14 protein-coding genes are annotated in these 15,193 nt (G+C 64.0%); 10 read left to right on the top strand and 4 right to left on the bottom strand.

Going from position 1 to position 15,193, the window contains the following annotated elements:
• Window positions 1-49: 49 nt before the first annotated feature.
• Window positions 50-307, bottom strand: a complete 258-nt coding sequence (locus tag ABVK50_RS01200) for a DUF982 domain-containing protein (RefSeq protein ID WP_353643178.1) — start codon at window positions 305-307, stop codon at window positions 50-52.
• A 351-nt stretch (window positions 308-658) separates the two neighbouring features.
• On the opposite strand from ABVK50_RS01200, the gene ABVK50_RS01195 reads away from it, so the two are divergent.
• Genes ABVK50_RS01195 through ABVK50_RS01185 form a run of 3 tightly spaced genes read left to right on the top strand, consistent with a single transcriptional unit; the run spans window position 659 to window position 4,251 of the window.
• Window positions 659-1,873, top strand: coding sequence for a glycosyltransferase family protein (locus tag ABVK50_RS01195; RefSeq protein WP_353643179.1), 1,215 nt, complete (start codon window positions 659-661; stop codon window positions 1,871-1,873).
• Window positions 1,874-1,876: 3 nt separating this feature from the next.
• The gene (locus ABVK50_RS01190; RefSeq protein WP_353643180.1) at window positions 1,877-3,124 is read left to right on the top strand and encodes a glycosyltransferase family 4 protein; all 1,248 of its coding nucleotides are present in this window, start codon (window positions 1,877-1,879) and stop codon (window positions 3,122-3,124) included.
• Window positions 3,121-4,251, top strand: coding sequence for a glycosyltransferase (locus tag ABVK50_RS01185; RefSeq protein ID WP_353643181.1), 1,131 nt, complete (start codon window positions 3,121-3,123; stop codon window positions 4,249-4,251). Before ABVK50_RS01190 ends, ABVK50_RS01185 begins: the two co-directional genes overlap by 4 nt.
• 75 nt (window positions 4,252-4,326) lie before the next feature.
• On the opposite strand, the gene ABVK50_RS01180 is transcribed toward ABVK50_RS01185, so the two are convergent.
• Window positions 4,327-5,022 (bottom strand): class I SAM-dependent methyltransferase, encoded by a 696-nt coding sequence (locus ABVK50_RS01180; protein WP_353643182.1) that lies wholly within the window; start codon window positions 5,020-5,022, stop codon window positions 4,327-4,329.
• 29 nt (window positions 5,023-5,051) lie between these two features.
• On the opposite strand from ABVK50_RS01180, the gene ABVK50_RS01175 reads away from it, so the two are divergent.
• The 4 genes from ABVK50_RS01175 to ABVK50_RS01160 all read left to right on the top strand — a co-directional run bounded on the left by ABVK50_RS01175 (window position 5,052) and on the right by ABVK50_RS01160 (window position 9,928).
• Complete coding sequence (locus tag ABVK50_RS01175) at window positions 5,052-5,645, top strand: hypothetical protein (RefSeq protein WP_353643183.1); 594 nt, start codon at window positions 5,052-5,054, stop codon at window positions 5,643-5,645.
• Window positions 5,646-5,653: 8 nt separating this feature from the next.
• Entirely contained in the window at window positions 5,654-8,368 is a 2,715-nt protein-coding gene (locus ABVK50_RS01170) for an ABC transporter ATP-binding protein (protein WP_353643184.1), read from the top strand.
• A gap of 51 nt (window positions 8,369-8,419) precedes the next feature.
• The gene (locus ABVK50_RS01165) at window positions 8,420-8,884 is read left to right on the top strand and encodes a cyclic nucleotide-binding domain-containing protein (RefSeq protein ID WP_165029099.1); all 465 of its coding nucleotides are present in this window, start codon (window positions 8,420-8,422) and stop codon (window positions 8,882-8,884) included.
• Window positions 8,885-9,013: 129 nt separating this feature from the next.
• Entirely contained in the window at window positions 9,014-9,928 is a 915-nt protein-coding gene (locus tag ABVK50_RS01160) for an MBL fold metallo-hydrolase (protein ID WP_353643185.1), read from the top strand.
• Here ABVK50_RS01160 and ABVK50_RS01155 read toward each other — a convergent pair.
• Window positions 9,873-10,613: a polysaccharide deacetylase family protein gene (locus ABVK50_RS01155; RefSeq protein ID WP_353643186.1), complete on the bottom strand. Its 741-nt coding sequence runs from the start codon at window positions 10,611-10,613 to the stop codon at window positions 9,873-9,875. The genes ABVK50_RS01160 and ABVK50_RS01155 overlap by 56 nt on opposite strands.
• Window positions 10,610-11,695, bottom strand: coding sequence for a glycosyltransferase family 4 protein (locus ABVK50_RS01150; protein ID WP_353643187.1), 1,086 nt, complete (start codon window positions 11,693-11,695; stop codon window positions 10,610-10,612). The genes ABVK50_RS01155 and ABVK50_RS01150 overlap by 4 nt, the downstream gene beginning before the upstream one ends.
• A gap of 92 nt (window positions 11,696-11,787) precedes the next feature.
• Between ABVK50_RS01150 and ABVK50_RS01145 the strand changes: the two genes are divergently transcribed.
• The 3 genes from ABVK50_RS01145 (at window position 11,788) to ABVK50_RS01135 (ending at window position 15,182) form a co-directional block, all read left to right on the top strand.
• Window positions 11,788-12,948, top strand: a complete 1,161-nt coding sequence (locus ABVK50_RS01145) for a DUF3095 domain-containing protein (RefSeq protein ID WP_353643188.1) — start codon at window positions 11,788-11,790, stop codon at window positions 12,946-12,948.
• A 108-nt stretch (window positions 12,949-13,056) separates the two neighbouring features.
• The gene (locus ABVK50_RS01140; protein WP_353643189.1) at window positions 13,057-13,845 is read left to right on the top strand and encodes an FkbM family methyltransferase; all 789 of its coding nucleotides are present in this window, start codon (window positions 13,057-13,059) and stop codon (window positions 13,843-13,845) included.
• Window positions 13,842-15,182, top strand: a complete 1,341-nt coding sequence (locus ABVK50_RS01135; protein WP_353643190.1) for an adenylate/guanylate cyclase domain-containing protein — start codon at window positions 13,842-13,844, stop codon at window positions 15,180-15,182. Before ABVK50_RS01140 ends, ABVK50_RS01135 begins: the two co-directional genes overlap by 4 nt.
• Window positions 15,183-15,193 lie beyond the last annotated feature (11 nt).

Here is a 15,193-nt window from a genome sequence, read left to right as displayed (position 1 = left end):
GTCGGCTGGGAGGTGACGGCAGGTTCCGCCGGCCAGATTGAGCTACAGGTCAGGGCGCCTTGTCGTTGACCAGCACGTCGGCTTCGCGCGCCGCAGCGAGAAATGCGCGCCGAGCGGTCATGGCCGGCTTGTCGCCGGCAACGGCGTCGTGACAGGCCTGCAGCGCAGCGCGGTGCTTGGGACTTTTCTTTCCCGGCCATTTGTTGAGCAGGTAATCGGAGGCCTCGCGGGCCGTCCGCAGCACCAGGTTTTCGCCGGCATCGCCGGATTTCACGGTGAGCGGCACTTCAAAGCGTTCTTGTTTCATCGCCGCTCTTACGCCATCGCCGCCGACAAAGCGAGGTAGGTCGTGAACTGAAAAAAATCCCTGCGGCTATCTCGTTGCATTTCCGGGGCAATCTGCCACCGGCACCGCACGTAGCAGCGATTGCCGGTTGATTCCGGGCGATGCCGTCTCTACCTGACCGGCTCTTTCCGCGTTGCGTTTCATCGATTGTTTGTCATGCCCGGTGAATTTCGCCCTCCGCTGACCCGTCAGTGCCGCCGCCCGGCGCAAAGCCGGCCTGCGGTAGTGGACCAGACGGGCACATGCGGTATAGTGAACCCTACCGGGCTTTTTGAAGAGACGGCCGCAGGGCCAAATTGAGGACGATTTGGTATGATGCGGCGCTTTGAAGACGCTCGGATCCTCATGTACAGCCACGACACTTTCGGGCTCGGGCATTTGCGGCGCTGCCGCACCATCGCCCACTCGCTGGTCGAGGATTATCGCGGGCTGAACGTGCTGATCATCTCGGGCGCGACCATTGCCGGTGCGTTCGACTATCGGGCGCGCGTCGACTTCGTGAAGATCCCCAGCGTCATCAAGCTGCGCAACGGCGAATACACCTCGCTTGCCCAGCACATGGACCTGCACGAGACGCTGAAAATGCGTCAATCGATCATCCGCCACACCGCCGAAACCTTCCAGCCCGATATCTTCATTGTCGACAAGGAGCCCATGGGGCTGCGCGGCGAGGTGGAGGAGACGCTGTCATACCTGAAGACGCGCGGCACCACGCTGGTGCTCGGCCTGCGCGAGGTGATGGACGCGCCGCACCTGCTCGACGCGGAATGGAAGAAAAGCGACACGATGCGCAAGATCGACCGCTTCTATGACATGGTCTGGGTTTACGGCCCGCCGGATTTCTACGATCCGCTGACCGGGCTGGAGGTGCCGCCCGGCGTACGCGCCAAGATGAACTTCGTCGGCTTTCTGCAGAGAAGCCTGTCGCATGACGAGATGCCGGACCATCGGCCTGACGGCGAATACATCCTCGTGACCACCGGCGGCGGCGGTGACGGGGCCGACCTCATCCACAATGTCATAGACGCCTATCGCGAGGACCCCAGCCTGCAGCACAAGGCGCTGGTCGTGCTCGGTCCGTATATGCCGGCCCGCAAACGGCGCAAGCTGATCAACAAGGGCGCCAAGGTGCCGCACATCAGGATCATCGAGTTCGACAACCGCATGGAAGAACTGATCGCGGGCGCCAAGGCGGTGGTGGCGATGGGCGGCTACAACACCTATTGCGAGATCCTGTCGTTCGACAAGCCGGCGCTGATCGTGCCCCGTGTCAGCCCGCGCGAGGAGCAGCTGATCCGCGCCCGCCGCGCCGCCGAACTCGGGCTCATCGAGATGCTGCTGCCGGAAGAGGCAGAAGATTCCAGGCGCTTCGCCGAGGCGCTGAAGGCCCTGCCCGGCCGCCCCGCGCCTTCCAGGAGCAGTCCCGACCTCCGACTCGGCGGCCTCGTCAACATCTCCGAAATTGTCGGCAACTGGCTCGACGAGCGCTCGCGCCCTCATTTCTCGGTCGTCGAAAGCGCGAGCTGACATTTGCCTGCCAGACGCAAGATCGCCGTGGTGCTGAAGGGCTATCCGCGCCTGTCGGAAACCTTCATCGCGCAGGAATTGCTCGGGCTGGAGCGCGCCGGGCTGGAACTGGTGCTGGTAGCGCTGCGGCGGCCGACCGACGCCAAGCGGCACCCCGTGCATGACGAGATCAGGGCGCCGGTCCACTACCTTCCCGAATATCTGCATGAAGAGCCCTGGCGGGTTCTGCGCGCGCTGCTCGCCTGCCTGCCCAGACCGGCCTTTTTGCGCGCGGCGCGGGCCTTCGTCTCGGATCTGCGGCGCGACCGCACGCGCAACCGCTTCCGCCGCTTCGGCCAGGCGCTGGTACTGGCGGCGGAATGGCCGGGCGAGGCCGAATGGCTGCACGCACATTTCATCCACACGCCGGCTTCGGTGACGGCCTATGCCAGCCTGCTCAGGGGCGTGCCATGGACCTGCTCGGCGCATGCCAAGGACATCTGGACCTCGCCCGACTGGGAACTCGCCGGCAAGCTCGCCTCGGCGCGCTGGGTGGTGACCTGCACCCGGACCGGCTTCGAGCACCTCAAGGCGCTGGCGGGCGGCAAGGGCCGTGTGCATCTCAGCTACCACGGGCTCGACCTCGCCCGCTTCGGGCCGTTTGACGGCAAGCGGCCCGAGCGCGATGGTTCAGCCCCTGCCGACCCGGTGGTGCTGGTCAGCGTCGGCCGGGCCGTGGAGAAAAAGGGCTACGATACGCTACTTCGGGCGCTGGCGCTGCTGCCCGGCGATCTTTCGTGGCGCTTCGAGCATATTGGCGGCGGCGAGCAACTGGACCGGCTCAAGGTGCTGGCCGAGGAACTGGGCATTGCCGGCCGCGTCACATGGAAAGGCGCGCTGGCGCAAGAAGAGGTGCTGGAGCATTATCGCCGCGCCGACATTTTTGCGCTGGCCTGCCGGATAGCCGCCGACGGCGACCGGGACGGGCTGCCCAACGTTCTGGTCGAGGCGGCGAGCCAGAAACTCACTTGCGTTTCCACCGACGTTTCAGGCGTGCCGGAACTCCTGGCCGACGGTGAAAACGGGCTGGTCGTGCCGCCCGACGATCCCGCCCCGCTTGCCGGAGCGTTGGAGCGCGCGATCCGCGATCCTGCGTTGAGAAAACGCCTCGGCGAAGCGGCTGAAAAACGCGTGCGAGGATATTTCGACCACATGTCGAGCATCCGGCAGCTCGAGGCATTGTTCGAGGAGGAGTGGCGCAGACAGCCATGACGCAGCCCCGCATCCTGTTCTACGTCCAGCACCTGCTCGGCATCGGCCATCTGGCGCGGGCGAGCCGGGTGGCGACTGCACTCGCCGAAGATGGCTTCGCCGTCACCGTGGTGACGGGCGGAACGCCCGTGGCAGGATTTCCCGGACCGGGCGTGACCCACGTCCCATTGCCCGCGGTGACGTCGGGCGACCAGGGATTTTCCGGCCTGACAGATCTCGACGGCAATCCCGTCGACGACGAGTTCAAGGCGCGACGGCGCGATGTACTGCTGTCGCTGTTTACCGAAATACGGCCAGATATCGTGATCATCGAGGCGTTCCCATTCGGCCGCCGCCAGATGCTCTTCGAACTGCGGCCGCTGCTTGACGCCATCGCGGCGGCCAAGCCGAGGCCGCGCCTGGTGACGTCGGTTCGCGACATCCTGCAGGAGCGGGTGAAGCCGGGACGGAACGAGGAAAGCGCCGAACTTATCGACCGGTATTTCGACCTGGTTATGGTGCATGGCGATCCTGCTTTCGCCAGGCTGGACGAGACATTTCCGCTGGCCGCCGGCTTTTCGGAGAAGATCGCCTATACCGGCCTCGTCGCCGGCCCCGAGCCCGAACCCGCGGCGGAAAATTTCGACGTGCTGATCTCGGCCGGTGGCGGCGCGGCGGGCGGCGAACTCGCCCGAACGGCGGTGGAAGCCGCGAAACTGCTGCCGGAGCCAGGCAAATGGGGGCTGATCACCGGGCCGAACCTGCCGCAAGGCGAGTTCGACGCGGCGGTAGCATCGGCGCCGGAGAGTCTCGAAGTCTTCAGGTTCCGCAAGGATTTCGCCGGCCTGCTCGGCGGCGCGCGGCTATCGGTTTCGCAGGCGGGCTACAACACAGTCTGCGACATACTGCGCGCCGGCTGCCGGTCTCTGCTTGTACCGTTCGCGGCCGGCGGCGAGACCGAGCAGGAAGTGCGCGCCGAGCGACTGGAGCGGCTCGGGCTCACCTCGATCGTCAGCGAGAGCGGACTGACGCCGGCGCTGCTGGCCGGCGCGATCGAAGCGGCGCTGGCCAAGCCACGCCCGCCGCGCCATGCGCTGGATCTCGATGGGGCGCGCAAGTCCGCCCTGGTGCTGCGGAGATTGCTGTAGCCGAATTTTTAGCCGCATGATCTGCCCAAAAATCTGCAACTTTTCGCTGCGCGGACCTTCGGTCCGGGATGATGCTCAAACCCTGCCGATCAGCATGAACCTTGTGTATTTCTTCATCGGCAGCGCGCCGGCAAACGCGATCTCGCTGAGGCCGGCCAGCTTCTCGAAGGCTTCCAGCGAGGGCACGCAGGCGATGTGCGTCGGCTCGCTGAAATAGTCGTTGGACTGGAGCAGGACGCGCGTGCCCGGCGGCAATAGCGCAAGCCAGGCGCGAAGATCGGCGATGTGCTCGCAACTGGTGTTGACGACGAGGTCGGGCCGGCTGCCGACATAGTCGAGCGTGTACATGTCCCCTGTCGTGGCGCGGAAGCGATCAGTCCAGCGCGCATTCAGCGTGCCTGCCACTTCGGCCACGCCCGGATCAATGTCGATGCTTTCGATGGCGCCGATGTTGAAACGGGGATCGTCGAAGAGCATTGCCGCCAGCACGCCATACCAGCCGCCGACGATCCAGACGTTGCCGAATCGACCGCCGCAGCTTTCGAAAAGCTTGTCTCGCGCCCACAATTTGCAGGCGACCTGCTTGTGGTTGAAGGCGTTGCCGAGATCGGCCTGCGGGTGCTTTGCGATGACCTTCGCGAGGCCGCCGACCAGCGAACAGCCGCAGTAGGCGGCGATTCCGCGGGTCAGATCGAAGGCTGTCTCGCGCCAGTCGGCGCCGGGATCGGTCTGGGTGGCGTCCATGATGCACGTGTTGTAAGCTTCAGCCATCCGGGGTGCAACCAACGCAATCTGACCATATGAATTTGAAGCCGTTCGAAGCCGTTCCGCCATCCGACGGCGCCGGACAGGACCTGCCGCATCTGTCCGGTCCCGCCGCCGCCATACGCCAGGTGCTGGCGGCGCATTTTGTGCGCGATTGTCCGCATGTGCTCGAGATCGGCGGGCACAGGCGACCGATCACCGGTTATCTCACCCACGCGCCCCTGTCGGTCACCTCGATCGACCCGAAGACCGCCGAATACGAGGCGGAAGAACTCAATGGCCGCCCTTGCCGCGTGCGCCACATCGCCCGCAAATTCCAGGACGTCGAACTCGACCTTGCGCCGCGCAGCTATGGCCTAGTGCTGCTCGGCTATTCACTTAAGCCCTTCGGCAGGCGCGAACCGCTTGGCGAACTCATGTTCTCACTGGTCGACAATGCCAGCGTGGTGGTCATCGACTACACCCCGGAGCTGGACCGCGCGGCCTCGCAGGTTCCAGCAATCCTTTCGCGCCCGACGCTCACCAGCCATTGCAGCTTCGAACTCAAGCTCGAAGATCCGGAGATCGCCGCCACGCCATATGCCAGGCGGCGCTTCCACGTGCTTCATCCCTCCGGTTCAGCGGCCTGAGCTCGCCCATGGAACAAAGCCTGGCCCGCTATATCTGGACGCATACCTGGAAGCAGCAGCTCTGGATACTGGGCGTTGTCGCGGTATCGATGATCCCGTTCTACATGTCGTTCAACCTGCCAAAGCTGATCGTCAACGGGCCGATACAGGGCCAGGGCTTCGAGTCCCCCGGCACCACCCAGCCATTCCTTCGGGCCGCCTACGATCTTCCGTTCCTCGGCGAAACCGTGCTCTTCCCCGGAATACCTCTCGACCGCGAACAGACGCTTTTCGCGCTCAGCATGGTGTTCCTGATCCTGGTCATCGTTAACGGCCTGTTCAAGCTCTACATCAACACCTACAAAGGCCGCCTCGGCGAAAGGATGCTGCGGCGCATCCGCTTCGAACTCGTCGATCTCGTGCTCAGATTTCCGCCCCACCAGTTCAAGCGGGTGAAATCCGCCGAAATCGCGAGCATGGTGAAGGACGAGGTCGAGCCTCTCGGAGGCTTCATCGGCGACGCCTTCGTGCAGCCAGCCCTGCTTGGCGGGCAGGCGCTGACGGCGATGCTGTTCATCATGCTCCAGAACTTCTGGCTCGGGCTGGTCGCGCTGGTGATCGTCACGATCCAGCTCGGCATCATCCCCAGAATGCGGCGCAGGCTGATCCAGCTCGGCCGCGAGCGGCAACTTACCGCACGGCAGCTTTCGGGCCGGGTCGGCGAGATTGTCGACGGCATCGGCGCCATCCACATACATGACACGTCCAATTTTGAGCGCGCCGACATCGCCGCACGGCTCGGCCGCATCTTCAAGATCCGCTACGACCTTTACCAATGGAAATTCCTGGTCAAGTTCATCAACAACTTCCTGGCGCAGGTTACTCCGTTCCTGTTCTATCTGATCGGCGGCTATCTGGCGCTGCAGGGCCGCCTTGATGTCGGGCAGCTCGTGGCGGTGATCGGCGCCTACAAGGATTTGCCCGGTCCGATGAAGGACCTGATCGACTGGGACCAGGCACGCCAGGACGTGCAGGTCAAGTATGCGCAGGTGGTCGAGCAGTTCAGCATCGACCAAATCGTGGATGCACGCATCCACGCCGTGTCGGCGGAAAGCGTCCCCGCGCTGGATGCGCCGATCGCCGCCGTCAATCTGTCGCTGATAGACGACAGCGGCGCAAAGCTGCTCGAGCACGTCTCGGTGCAGATCAAGCCGGGCGAGACGGTGGCCGTGGTCGGAACCGCCGCGGGCGGCGCGGAGGTCTTCGCCGAAGCGTTGGCGCGGCTGATCTGGCCCGAAAGCGGCAGGATCGCCATCGGCGGCACAGACCTTCTCGAATTGCCGGAATCGGTGGTGGGGCGGCGTATGGCCTATGCCTCGTCCGACGCGTTTCTTTCGCAGGGAACGCTGCGCGATAATCTGCTGTACGGCCTCAAGCACGCGCCGCTGACGCCGACGGTCTATGAAGGCGAACAAGCATCGCAGCGCCATTGGGAGGTCGGGGAAGCGCGCATGGCCGGCAACCCGGATTTCGACGTGAACAGCGACTGGGTCGACTATGCAGCGGCCGGAGCCACAGGCCCGGACGACATATTGCTGATGATAAGGCCGGTGCTCGAGGCGGTGGCCTTGTCGCGGGACATATTGGATCTCGGGCTGCGCGCATCGGTCGATCCGTCGCGCCATGCCGAGATCGTCGACCGCATCGTGGAATTGCGGCTGGCGCTGCGCGAACGCGTTGCGGCCGAAGGGGTGAGCGGACTGGTCGTTCCGTTCGAGCCGGGGGCATACAACCAGCAGGCAACGGTTGGTGAGAACCTGCTATTCGGCACTGCGACAGGACCGGAACTCGCCGACAAGGCGCTGGCCTCCAACCCGTATTTCCTATCGGTGCTGAAGTCGGCCGGGCTCGACGAAGTACTCTACAATATGGGCCTGGAGATTGCCGGCAACGCCATCGAGCTGTTCAGCGATCTGCCGCCCGACCATCCGTTCTTCCAGCAGCTCGCCTTCATGACCGCCGACGAAATCCCGGGCTATAAGGTGCTGCTGCAGAAACTCAAAGGGCGCAGCTACGCCACGGTTTCCGAGCAGGATCGTGCACAGATCATCATGCTGAGCTTCGCCTATATCGAGCCTCGGCATCGTTTCGGCCTGCTGACCGATGATCTAATGGCGAGGATCGTCGAAGCTCGCAGCCGCTTCTATGAGGGCCTGCCGAAGGAATTGGCAGGCGCCATCGAGCGCTACGACCCCATGCGCTTCAGCACCGCGGCCAGCCTGATGGACAATGTCCTGTTCGGGCGCATCGGCCATAACCAGCCGGACGGGCCGGAGCGCATCCGCGCGATCGTGCGCGAAATCCTCGACGAGCTCGGTCTTTACGACGAGGTGCTGGGCATCGGCCTCGAATTCAATGTTGGCGTCGGCGGAAGGCGGCTGACGGGAGCGCAGCGGCAGAAGCTGGATCTGGCACGCGCGATGCTCAAGCGCGCCGATTTCCTGATCCTCAACCGGCCGCTGTCGGCGCTGGACCAGCGAGCGCAGGACCAGATCGTACGCAACGTGCTCGAGGAAGCGAAGCGCGACGGCCGCAATCCGGCCATCGTCTGGGTCCTGGCAAATCCAGCAATGGCGCAACTGTTCGACCGCGTAATCGTTTTTCACGGTGGAGAACTGGTGGAAGACGGAACGCACGCGACACTCGCGGCCGGAAACGGTATCTTCAAAGGATTGCTGTCATGATAGTTTCCGACAGCTTTGATTGAATCTGGGTTTGGGGCTAGGGTTACGGTCATGCTTCTCAATGATGAAGTCGGAATGCTGCGGCGGGTGCCGCTGTTCTCGAACGTGGAGCCGGCGAAACTCAAGCTCCTGGCATTCACCTCCGACCGCGTGAGCTATGGCGCCGGGCAGATTCTGTTCCGCCAGGGTGACGAGGGCGACGCGGCCTATGTGGTCCTGTCCGGCAAGGCCGACATTATCGTCGACTCGCCGAGCGGCCAGATAAAGGTCGCCGAGGTCGAGCCAAACGAGATCGTCGGCGAGATCGCGATATTGTGCGATGTGTCGCGCACCGCCACAGTGCAGGCATCGATGCCGCTCGAGGCGCTGCGCATCCGAAAAGATCACTTCCTGCGGCTGCTCAGGGAGTTCCCGGAAATGACAATCGAAATCATCCGCGTGCTCGCCGACCGGCTCGGCCACACGACGGCTGAACTTTCCGACGCCCGCAGCCAGGCGCGCCAGGCCAAGCACTAGGTGCACCCTTTTGCCCGGCCGCGGACGCAGCGTAAGTTCAACGAAAGGCGGTGAGTTGCCTGTCTCGCTATATTGCGCCAGTCTGGCTAGGATGGCTCTCCGACGGGAGCCGACGGGCGAAGATATAGAATGAACGATGACTTGTTCCGGGTCCGATTTTGGGGAGTTCGCGGCAGCGTCCCCGTTTCGGGCGCCCAATATCAGCGCTACGGCGGCAACACCATATGCGTGGAAATGCGCTGCGGACCGCACACGCTGCTCTTCGATGCCGGATCGGGCGCCCGCCCGGCCGGCGAGGCGCTGATGGCGGCGGGCGTCGACCAGTTCGACGTTTTCTTCACCCATTGCCATTACGATCACATCATCGGGCTGCCTTTCTTCTTTCCACTCTACAACCCCCGCATAGGCGTCACGGCATGGTCGGGTCACCTCGCCGGCCGCATGACAACGCTCGAAATGGTCAGCGAATTCATGCGCCCGCCCTGGTTTCCGGTCGCCATGGAAGTGTGCCGTGCGTGTGTCGGGACGCGAGATTTCGTCGCCGGAGATGTCCTGAAACCGCAGGAAGGCGTCACGATCAGGACCGGAAGCCTGACCCATCCAGGGGGCTGTATCGGCTACCGTGTCGAATGGGGCGGCCGCGCGGTTTGCGTGATCAGCGACACCGAACATGAGCCTGGCAAGCTCGATCCAGTCGTCCTGGGGCTCATCGAAGATGCCGATCTGGTGCTATACGACTGCACCTACACCGAGGAAGAAATGCTGCGCAAGCGCGGCTACGGCCACTCGACGTGGCAGCAGGGCGTCAAGCTTTGCGAGGCCGCCGGCGCGCGTCGACTGGCGATTTTCCACCACGATCCCTCGCGCACGGACGACCAACTCGCAGCGATGGAGAAAGAGGCGATGAGGGCTTTTCCCGGCGCCTTCGCCGCCTACGACGGGCAGACGGTCGAATTTCCGCGTTTGAAACTGCCCAAACCGTCGCCGCTCAGGCAAGCAGTTCGCCGAGCGACCGCCAACGGCAAGCGCCGCTCGCTTCCGTGACCTCGAACAGGCGGTCGAGGAACGACCAAGCCACCTCGTCATGCACAAGGTGATGGCTCAATAGGCCGACAGGACCGCCCACGCCCCGGAATGCGGCTTCGAGCTGCGCCACGATTTCAGCAATGAGCGCGGCATGATCGCGGCCGCAATTGCCGCGCCAATCCATGATGTCCACAGTGCTGTTGAGCATGCGCAAGGGGCTCGGCCTGGGCGCGCCGAACACCGACAGCGCCGAGAAGCCAATGCCGGCGAGGTGCGGCAGCAGGTCAGCATCGATCCTGTTCCATGGCGGAACCAGCACGGGCGCGAAACGCCCGGCGTGCAGTAGCTCCAGGCGCGAGCGCCCTTCCGAAAGTTCGGCCAGCACTACCTCGCGGGGGAGATGGCGACCGAGTTCCTGCTTCTTCTCGCCTTGCAGCGCATGGTTCTCGTGCGACCAGCCGTGCACCGCCACCGTGACATGGTTTTCGCGCGCCAACCGCTCGGCCAATGGCGCTCCGGTCCAGGCCGGAATGACCGCAAGCGCGACCGGCGCGCGAGCCGCCGTCATCGCGAGCAGCCGGTCGAGCGCGGCCGTCGGCTCGATCGCATCGTCGTCGCGCAGCCAGAATTCGGCCGTTCGGCCAGTCTGCCGCCAGCGCGCCAGTTCGGTTGTCAGCGGTCGCCAGATTTCGTCGGGTGTCATGTTCGGGCCTCTGGCAGGATCGCAGCCAAGTGCCTGGCTGCCGCATCGAGCGAGCGCTCGTCAAGGACGAACCGCCGTGCGGCGGCGCCCAATCGCTGCCTTTCGTGCTCATCCGTCAGCAGCCGCTCGATAGCCTTTGCATATGCGGCGACATCGCCGGCCGGCGTCAGCAGGCCGGTTGTTCCATGCCGGACGACCTCGGGCACGCCCGCAATCGCCTGCGCCACGACCGGCAGACCCGCCGCCTGGGCTTCGAGATAGGCGAGACCATAGGCTTCGCCGCAGCCCGGCCAGACGTAAAGGCCGGCGCTGCTCAGAAGCCCGGCCACTTCGGCCAGCGGCCTTTCGCCCAGCCATTCTATGCGCTCCGGCGGTAGCCGCGAAAACTCGGTCTCCACCTCGTCACGGCAAGCGCCGTCGCCGATGATCGACAGGCGCCAACGCAGATGCCCAAGCTGCTCCAGCGCGCGGGCAAGCATCCGGTAGCTGTCCATCTTGTCGCCGGGACGCATCATGCCGACCGCTACCAGACGGGACGGATCGGCGACGGGTGGCGGCGCGATGAATGCCGAGACATCGATGAAGGGCGGCAGCAGCTCGAAGCGGGCCTCGGGCGCGATCTCGGCCAGTCCGTCGCGGTCCCTGGCGGTGAAGCAGATATTCAGCGCGGCGCGCTTCACCATTTCCGCCAACCGCGCCTGGTTTTCGGCCCATATCCCGGTGTTTCGGCGGGCCGAATACGAAGCTTCCGCCGTAACATAAGGGATGGCGAAGCGGGAGGAAAGTGCCGACCCGAGGAGGTCGGGGGCCTTGTAGTAGGGATGATAGCAGAACCAGAGATCGGGCTTATTGCCGGTTTCCCACAGGGCCGACAGGCGGGCGATTTCGCGCCGGGCTTCGGCCAGGGCCGCGGCATGCAAATCCGCCGTCAGGTTTACAGAAAAAGTCCGAAACTCCGATGCGAGATCGACCTCGTGGCCGGCAAGCTCCAGCGCAGCTTTCAGCATCCGCGCCATCTGGCGGTCGCCCGACGGCACAGGATGATCCGGCGATTTGAGCGGCGCGTAGTAGGCAATTCGCATTGCGCCACCTATCTGGTGAATCAGGTGCAAGTCAATTTTAGGGTCACCTCGGATTGATCGCCTGCCAACCGGGAATGTGCTATTCACCGACAATGGAAAACAAGCTCCTCGATCAACCGTTTTTCGACACGCTACCGCTGTTTGCGGAGTTCGAGGGTGTGGCCGACGCCCACAATTACCGTGCGCTGCCTGACGATTGGTCGCTGGCTACCGCCGATATCGTCGACTCGACCAAGGCGATCGCGGCCGGAGGCTACAAATCGGTCAACATGGCCGGCGCGAGCGTGATTTCGGCGCTGCTCAACGCGCTCGGCCGCCGCGACCTGCCATTCGTCTTTGGCGGCGATGGGGCGCTGGTCGCCTTCCCCGCCCTGGCCACCGCCACCGTCCGCGAGGCCCTGTCGGCCGTCCAGGCCTGGGCGGCGGACGAGTTGGAGCTGACGATGCGCGCGGCAATCGTGCCGTTAGCCGATATTCGCGCCCGGGGACTGGACGTCCGGGTGGCGCGGTTCCAGGCCAGCGGCGAGGTCTCCTACGCCATGTTCACCGGCGGCGGCGCGAGCTGGGCGGAAGCCGAGATGAAGGCCGGCCGCTTCACCATCGAGCCTGCCCCGGCCGGCACGCGGCCGGATCTGGCCGGGCTTTCGTGCCGCTGGAATCCAATCGAGGCGCGGCACGGCGAAATCGTCTCGATCATCGCCGTTCCGGGCACAGCCGGCAGCGACATGGCGTTCCAGCAACTGGTAGCCGATATTGTGGCGCTGGCGGGCGAGGAGGAGCGGGGCGGCCATCCGGTGCCGCCGGAGGGACCCGGTTTCAGCTTCCCGCCCACCGGGCTTGAAGCCGAGGCGCGCGCGCTTGCACCCAAAGGAAAGCGGTTCTGGCCCAAGCTGATGATTCTGGGCCAAACAGCTCTCATTGGCATCCTTTCAACGCTCCGCCTGTCGCTCGGGCGGTTCGATGCCGTCCAGTACCGGAGCGACGTCGTCCGGAATTCGGATTTCCGGAAGTTCGACGACGGCCTGAAGATGACGGTCGACCTCGACCGTGAGCGGTTGCGGCGGATTGAGGAGCGGCTCGAGCGGGCCGAACGCGAAGGCATATGCAGCTATGGGCTGCACCGGCAGGATTCGGCGCTGATGACCTGCATCGTCGCCACGCCGCTGCAGCGCGACCACATCCATTTCGTTGACGGAGCGGCGGGCGGATACGCAATGGCCGCGAACAGCCTTAAGGCGAAAGCGGCAGCCTGAACCTGCCGGCGGCTCTGTTACCCGCTGCCGGCATCGCCTATATGACTATCGCAGATTGCAATCCCGAGCTGAAATCTCATGAGCCGGACTTTTGAAGACGCGGAGCCGATGAGAACTGTCGAAATCCGCTATGCCGGCCGCACCGTCGCCCTTCCCGACATGTGCGAATACGCGAAATTCTATCGCAAGCTCGCCGGAAACGGATGGGAGGCGAACACTTTCGCCACTCTTGCGCGCAACCTCGACAGCGACACCGTTCTCATCGATATCGGCGCTTGGATCGGTGTGACGCCGATGTGGTCGGCGCAGATCGCGCGCAAGGTGGTGGCCGTCGACCCAGATCCGAAATGCGCGGCGATTCTGAACGCGCTGGCGCCGGCAGCCGGCAATGTGACCGTAATAGAGGGAGCGCTTGCCGACCGCGGCAAAGTGGCGATCCATGCCGTCGACGGCTTCGGCAGTTCCGAAACCAGCATCCTGGACATCGGCAATGGCGCCGAGGCGTCGGCCCGCGGCTTCGGCATAGACGACATCATGCGGCATGCGGGAGGCGCGCCGGTCTTCGTCAAGATCGACATCGAGGGCTACGAATACGAGATCGCGGATGAACTGGCCAAGCTGAAGCATTACCCGCTGCGCGGGTTGCAGGTCGCGATCCATCCGCAGTTGTACGAGAAAAGCCTGAAAGGCGGCCGGCTGTGGCGGCGGCTGCGCACGGCATGGACGACATGGCGGCTGGGGAGACGGCTGGGCGGCTTCATCCCTGGCCCCAGCCTGCATAAGTTCGACAGTCTGGCGGCATATGTTCTGCGGGGAATCCTGTTTCGCGGCAAACCAAAGGGGGCGGATTTCGTGTTCGAACGCAATCCCGCTCCAACCTTCGAGGACAAACTATGAGTACCACAAACGCGGACGTTTCCACCATCCTGATGGACAAGGTCGCCGACTGGCTGAGCCATTCGTCGCTCGTCGGCGACGATCTCGAAACAATGGTGCGCGGCTTCTGCGAAAGGCTGGCCGCCGCGGGTCTTCCGCTGGCCCGCGTCCATCTCAGCTTTTCGATGCTGCACCCGCTCTACGATGCGCTCGGCTTCACCTGGGAGCGCGGCACCGGCATGCATGTCGAAGGCTTCCGCAAGAAGCCCGGCGAGACTGCCGAGCGTTTCCTGCGCAGCCCCTATTACCACCTGCTCAGCAACAATCTCGATCATCTCAGGCGGCGTATAGATCCGGAGGGACCCTCTGAGTTCCCGATCTTCGACGACCTCAAGCTGCTCGGCGTCACCGACTATCTCGCCTTCAAGCATTGGTTCGACGGCGACAACAACCAGGGGATGCTCGGTTCATGGTCGACCGACAATCCCGGCGGCTTCAGCGAAAACATGATCGCAGCTCTGCTGCGCGTGCAAAACCATCTGGCGGTGGCGGCCAAGATGGCGGTCCTCAGCAAGCTCGCCGACAATATGCTGACCACCTATCTCGGCGGCGACGCCGGCAAGCGAGTGCTGAGCGGACAGATCAAGCGCGGCGAGGGTGACACGATCCGCGCGGCTCTCGTGATGGCCGATATGCGCGGCTCGACCCTCCTCGCCGAGCGCGAAGGCCGCGAGGTCTATATCGAAACGCTGAACCGCTTCTTCGACGCCATCGCAGCGCCGTTCAACCGCCGCGGCGGCCAGATCATGAGCTTTCTCGGTGACGGCTTCCTGGCCGTCTACCCCTGTGACCGTCATCGCGAGCCGTCGGAAATCGCCTGCCGGGCAGCGCTCACTGCAGCGTTCAAGGCGAACGCCCGCATGGCCGATCTGAACGAAGAGAGAAAGCAGAAGGGCCTGGCCGAGATCGGCTACGGCATCGGCCTGCATGTCGGCAATGTGATGTTCGGTAATGTCGGCCTCACCGATCGCCTGACATTCTCGGCCTTCGGCTCTGCCGTAAACGAGGTGCAGCGCCTGCAGATGCTGACCAAGAAATATCCGCACCGCCTCATCGCCAGCAAGGATTTCGCAACCTATACAGGTGGAGGATGGGTGACGCTCGGCAGGGAGAAGCTGGCAGGGGTGAAGCAGAAGCTGACGATCCTTCATCCGGATGCCGCCGACATCGAAATGTCCGACGAGGACGGGTTCGAGGTAACCTACGACGGCATGTCTGACGCCGAGCAGCTCATGCTCTTGATCCGAGGCGGCGGGCAATCCATGATCGAAGTGAATGGAGGAAAGAAGCTGCAATGAATACGACGATC

The organism is Mesorhizobium sp. WSM2240, assembly GCF_040438645.1.
Taxonomy (GTDB): domain Bacteria; phylum Pseudomonadota; class Alphaproteobacteria; order Rhizobiales; family Rhizobiaceae; genus Allomesorhizobium.
Note: the sequence above shows the minus strand (reverse complement) of the source record. Positions and strands in the feature narration are given on the sequence as shown.

Excerpts from the sequence above, each read along its gene's own strand:
- ABVK50_RS01200 (WP_353643178.1), bottom strand. The coding sequence starts at position 307 with ATGAAACAAGAACGCTTTGAAGTGCCGCTCACCGTGAAATCCGGCGAT.
- ABVK50_RS01195 (WP_353643179.1), top strand. The coding sequence starts at position 659 with ATGATGCGGCGCTTTGAAGACGCTCGGATCCTCATGTACAGCCACGAC.
- ABVK50_RS01185 (WP_353643181.1), top strand. The coding sequence starts at position 3,121 with ATGACGCAGCCCCGCATCCTGTTCTACGTCCAGCACCTGCTCGGCATC.
- ABVK50_RS01180 (WP_353643182.1), bottom strand. The coding sequence starts at position 5,022 with ATGGCTGAAGCTTACAACACGTGCATCATGGACGCCACCCAGACCGAT.
- ABVK50_RS01175 (WP_353643183.1), top strand. The coding sequence starts at position 5,052 with ATGAATTTGAAGCCGTTCGAAGCCGTTCCGCCATCCGACGGCGCCGGA.
- ABVK50_RS01170 (WP_353643184.1), top strand. The coding sequence starts at position 5,654 with ATGGAACAAAGCCTGGCCCGCTATATCTGGACGCATACCTGGAAGCAG.
- ABVK50_RS01165 (WP_165029099.1), top strand. The coding sequence starts at position 8,420 with ATGCTTCTCAATGATGAAGTCGGAATGCTGCGGCGGGTGCCGCTGTTC.
- ABVK50_RS01160 (WP_353643185.1), top strand. The coding sequence starts at position 9,014 with ATGAACGATGACTTGTTCCGGGTCCGATTTTGGGGAGTTCGCGGCAGC.
- ABVK50_RS01155 (WP_353643186.1), bottom strand. The coding sequence starts at position 10,613 with ATGACACCCGACGAAATCTGGCGACCGCTGACAACCGAACTGGCGCGC.
- ABVK50_RS01150 (WP_353643187.1), bottom strand. The coding sequence starts at position 11,695 with ATGCGAATTGCCTACTACGCGCCGCTCAAATCGCCGGATCATCCTGTG.
- ABVK50_RS01145 (WP_353643188.1), top strand. The coding sequence starts at position 11,788 with ATGGAAAACAAGCTCCTCGATCAACCGTTTTTCGACACGCTACCGCTG.
- ABVK50_RS01140 (WP_353643189.1), top strand. The coding sequence starts at position 13,057 with ATGAGAACTGTCGAAATCCGCTATGCCGGCCGCACCGTCGCCCTTCCC.
- ABVK50_RS01135 (WP_353643190.1), top strand. The coding sequence starts at position 13,842 with ATGAGTACCACAAACGCGGACGTTTCCACCATCCTGATGGACAAGGTC.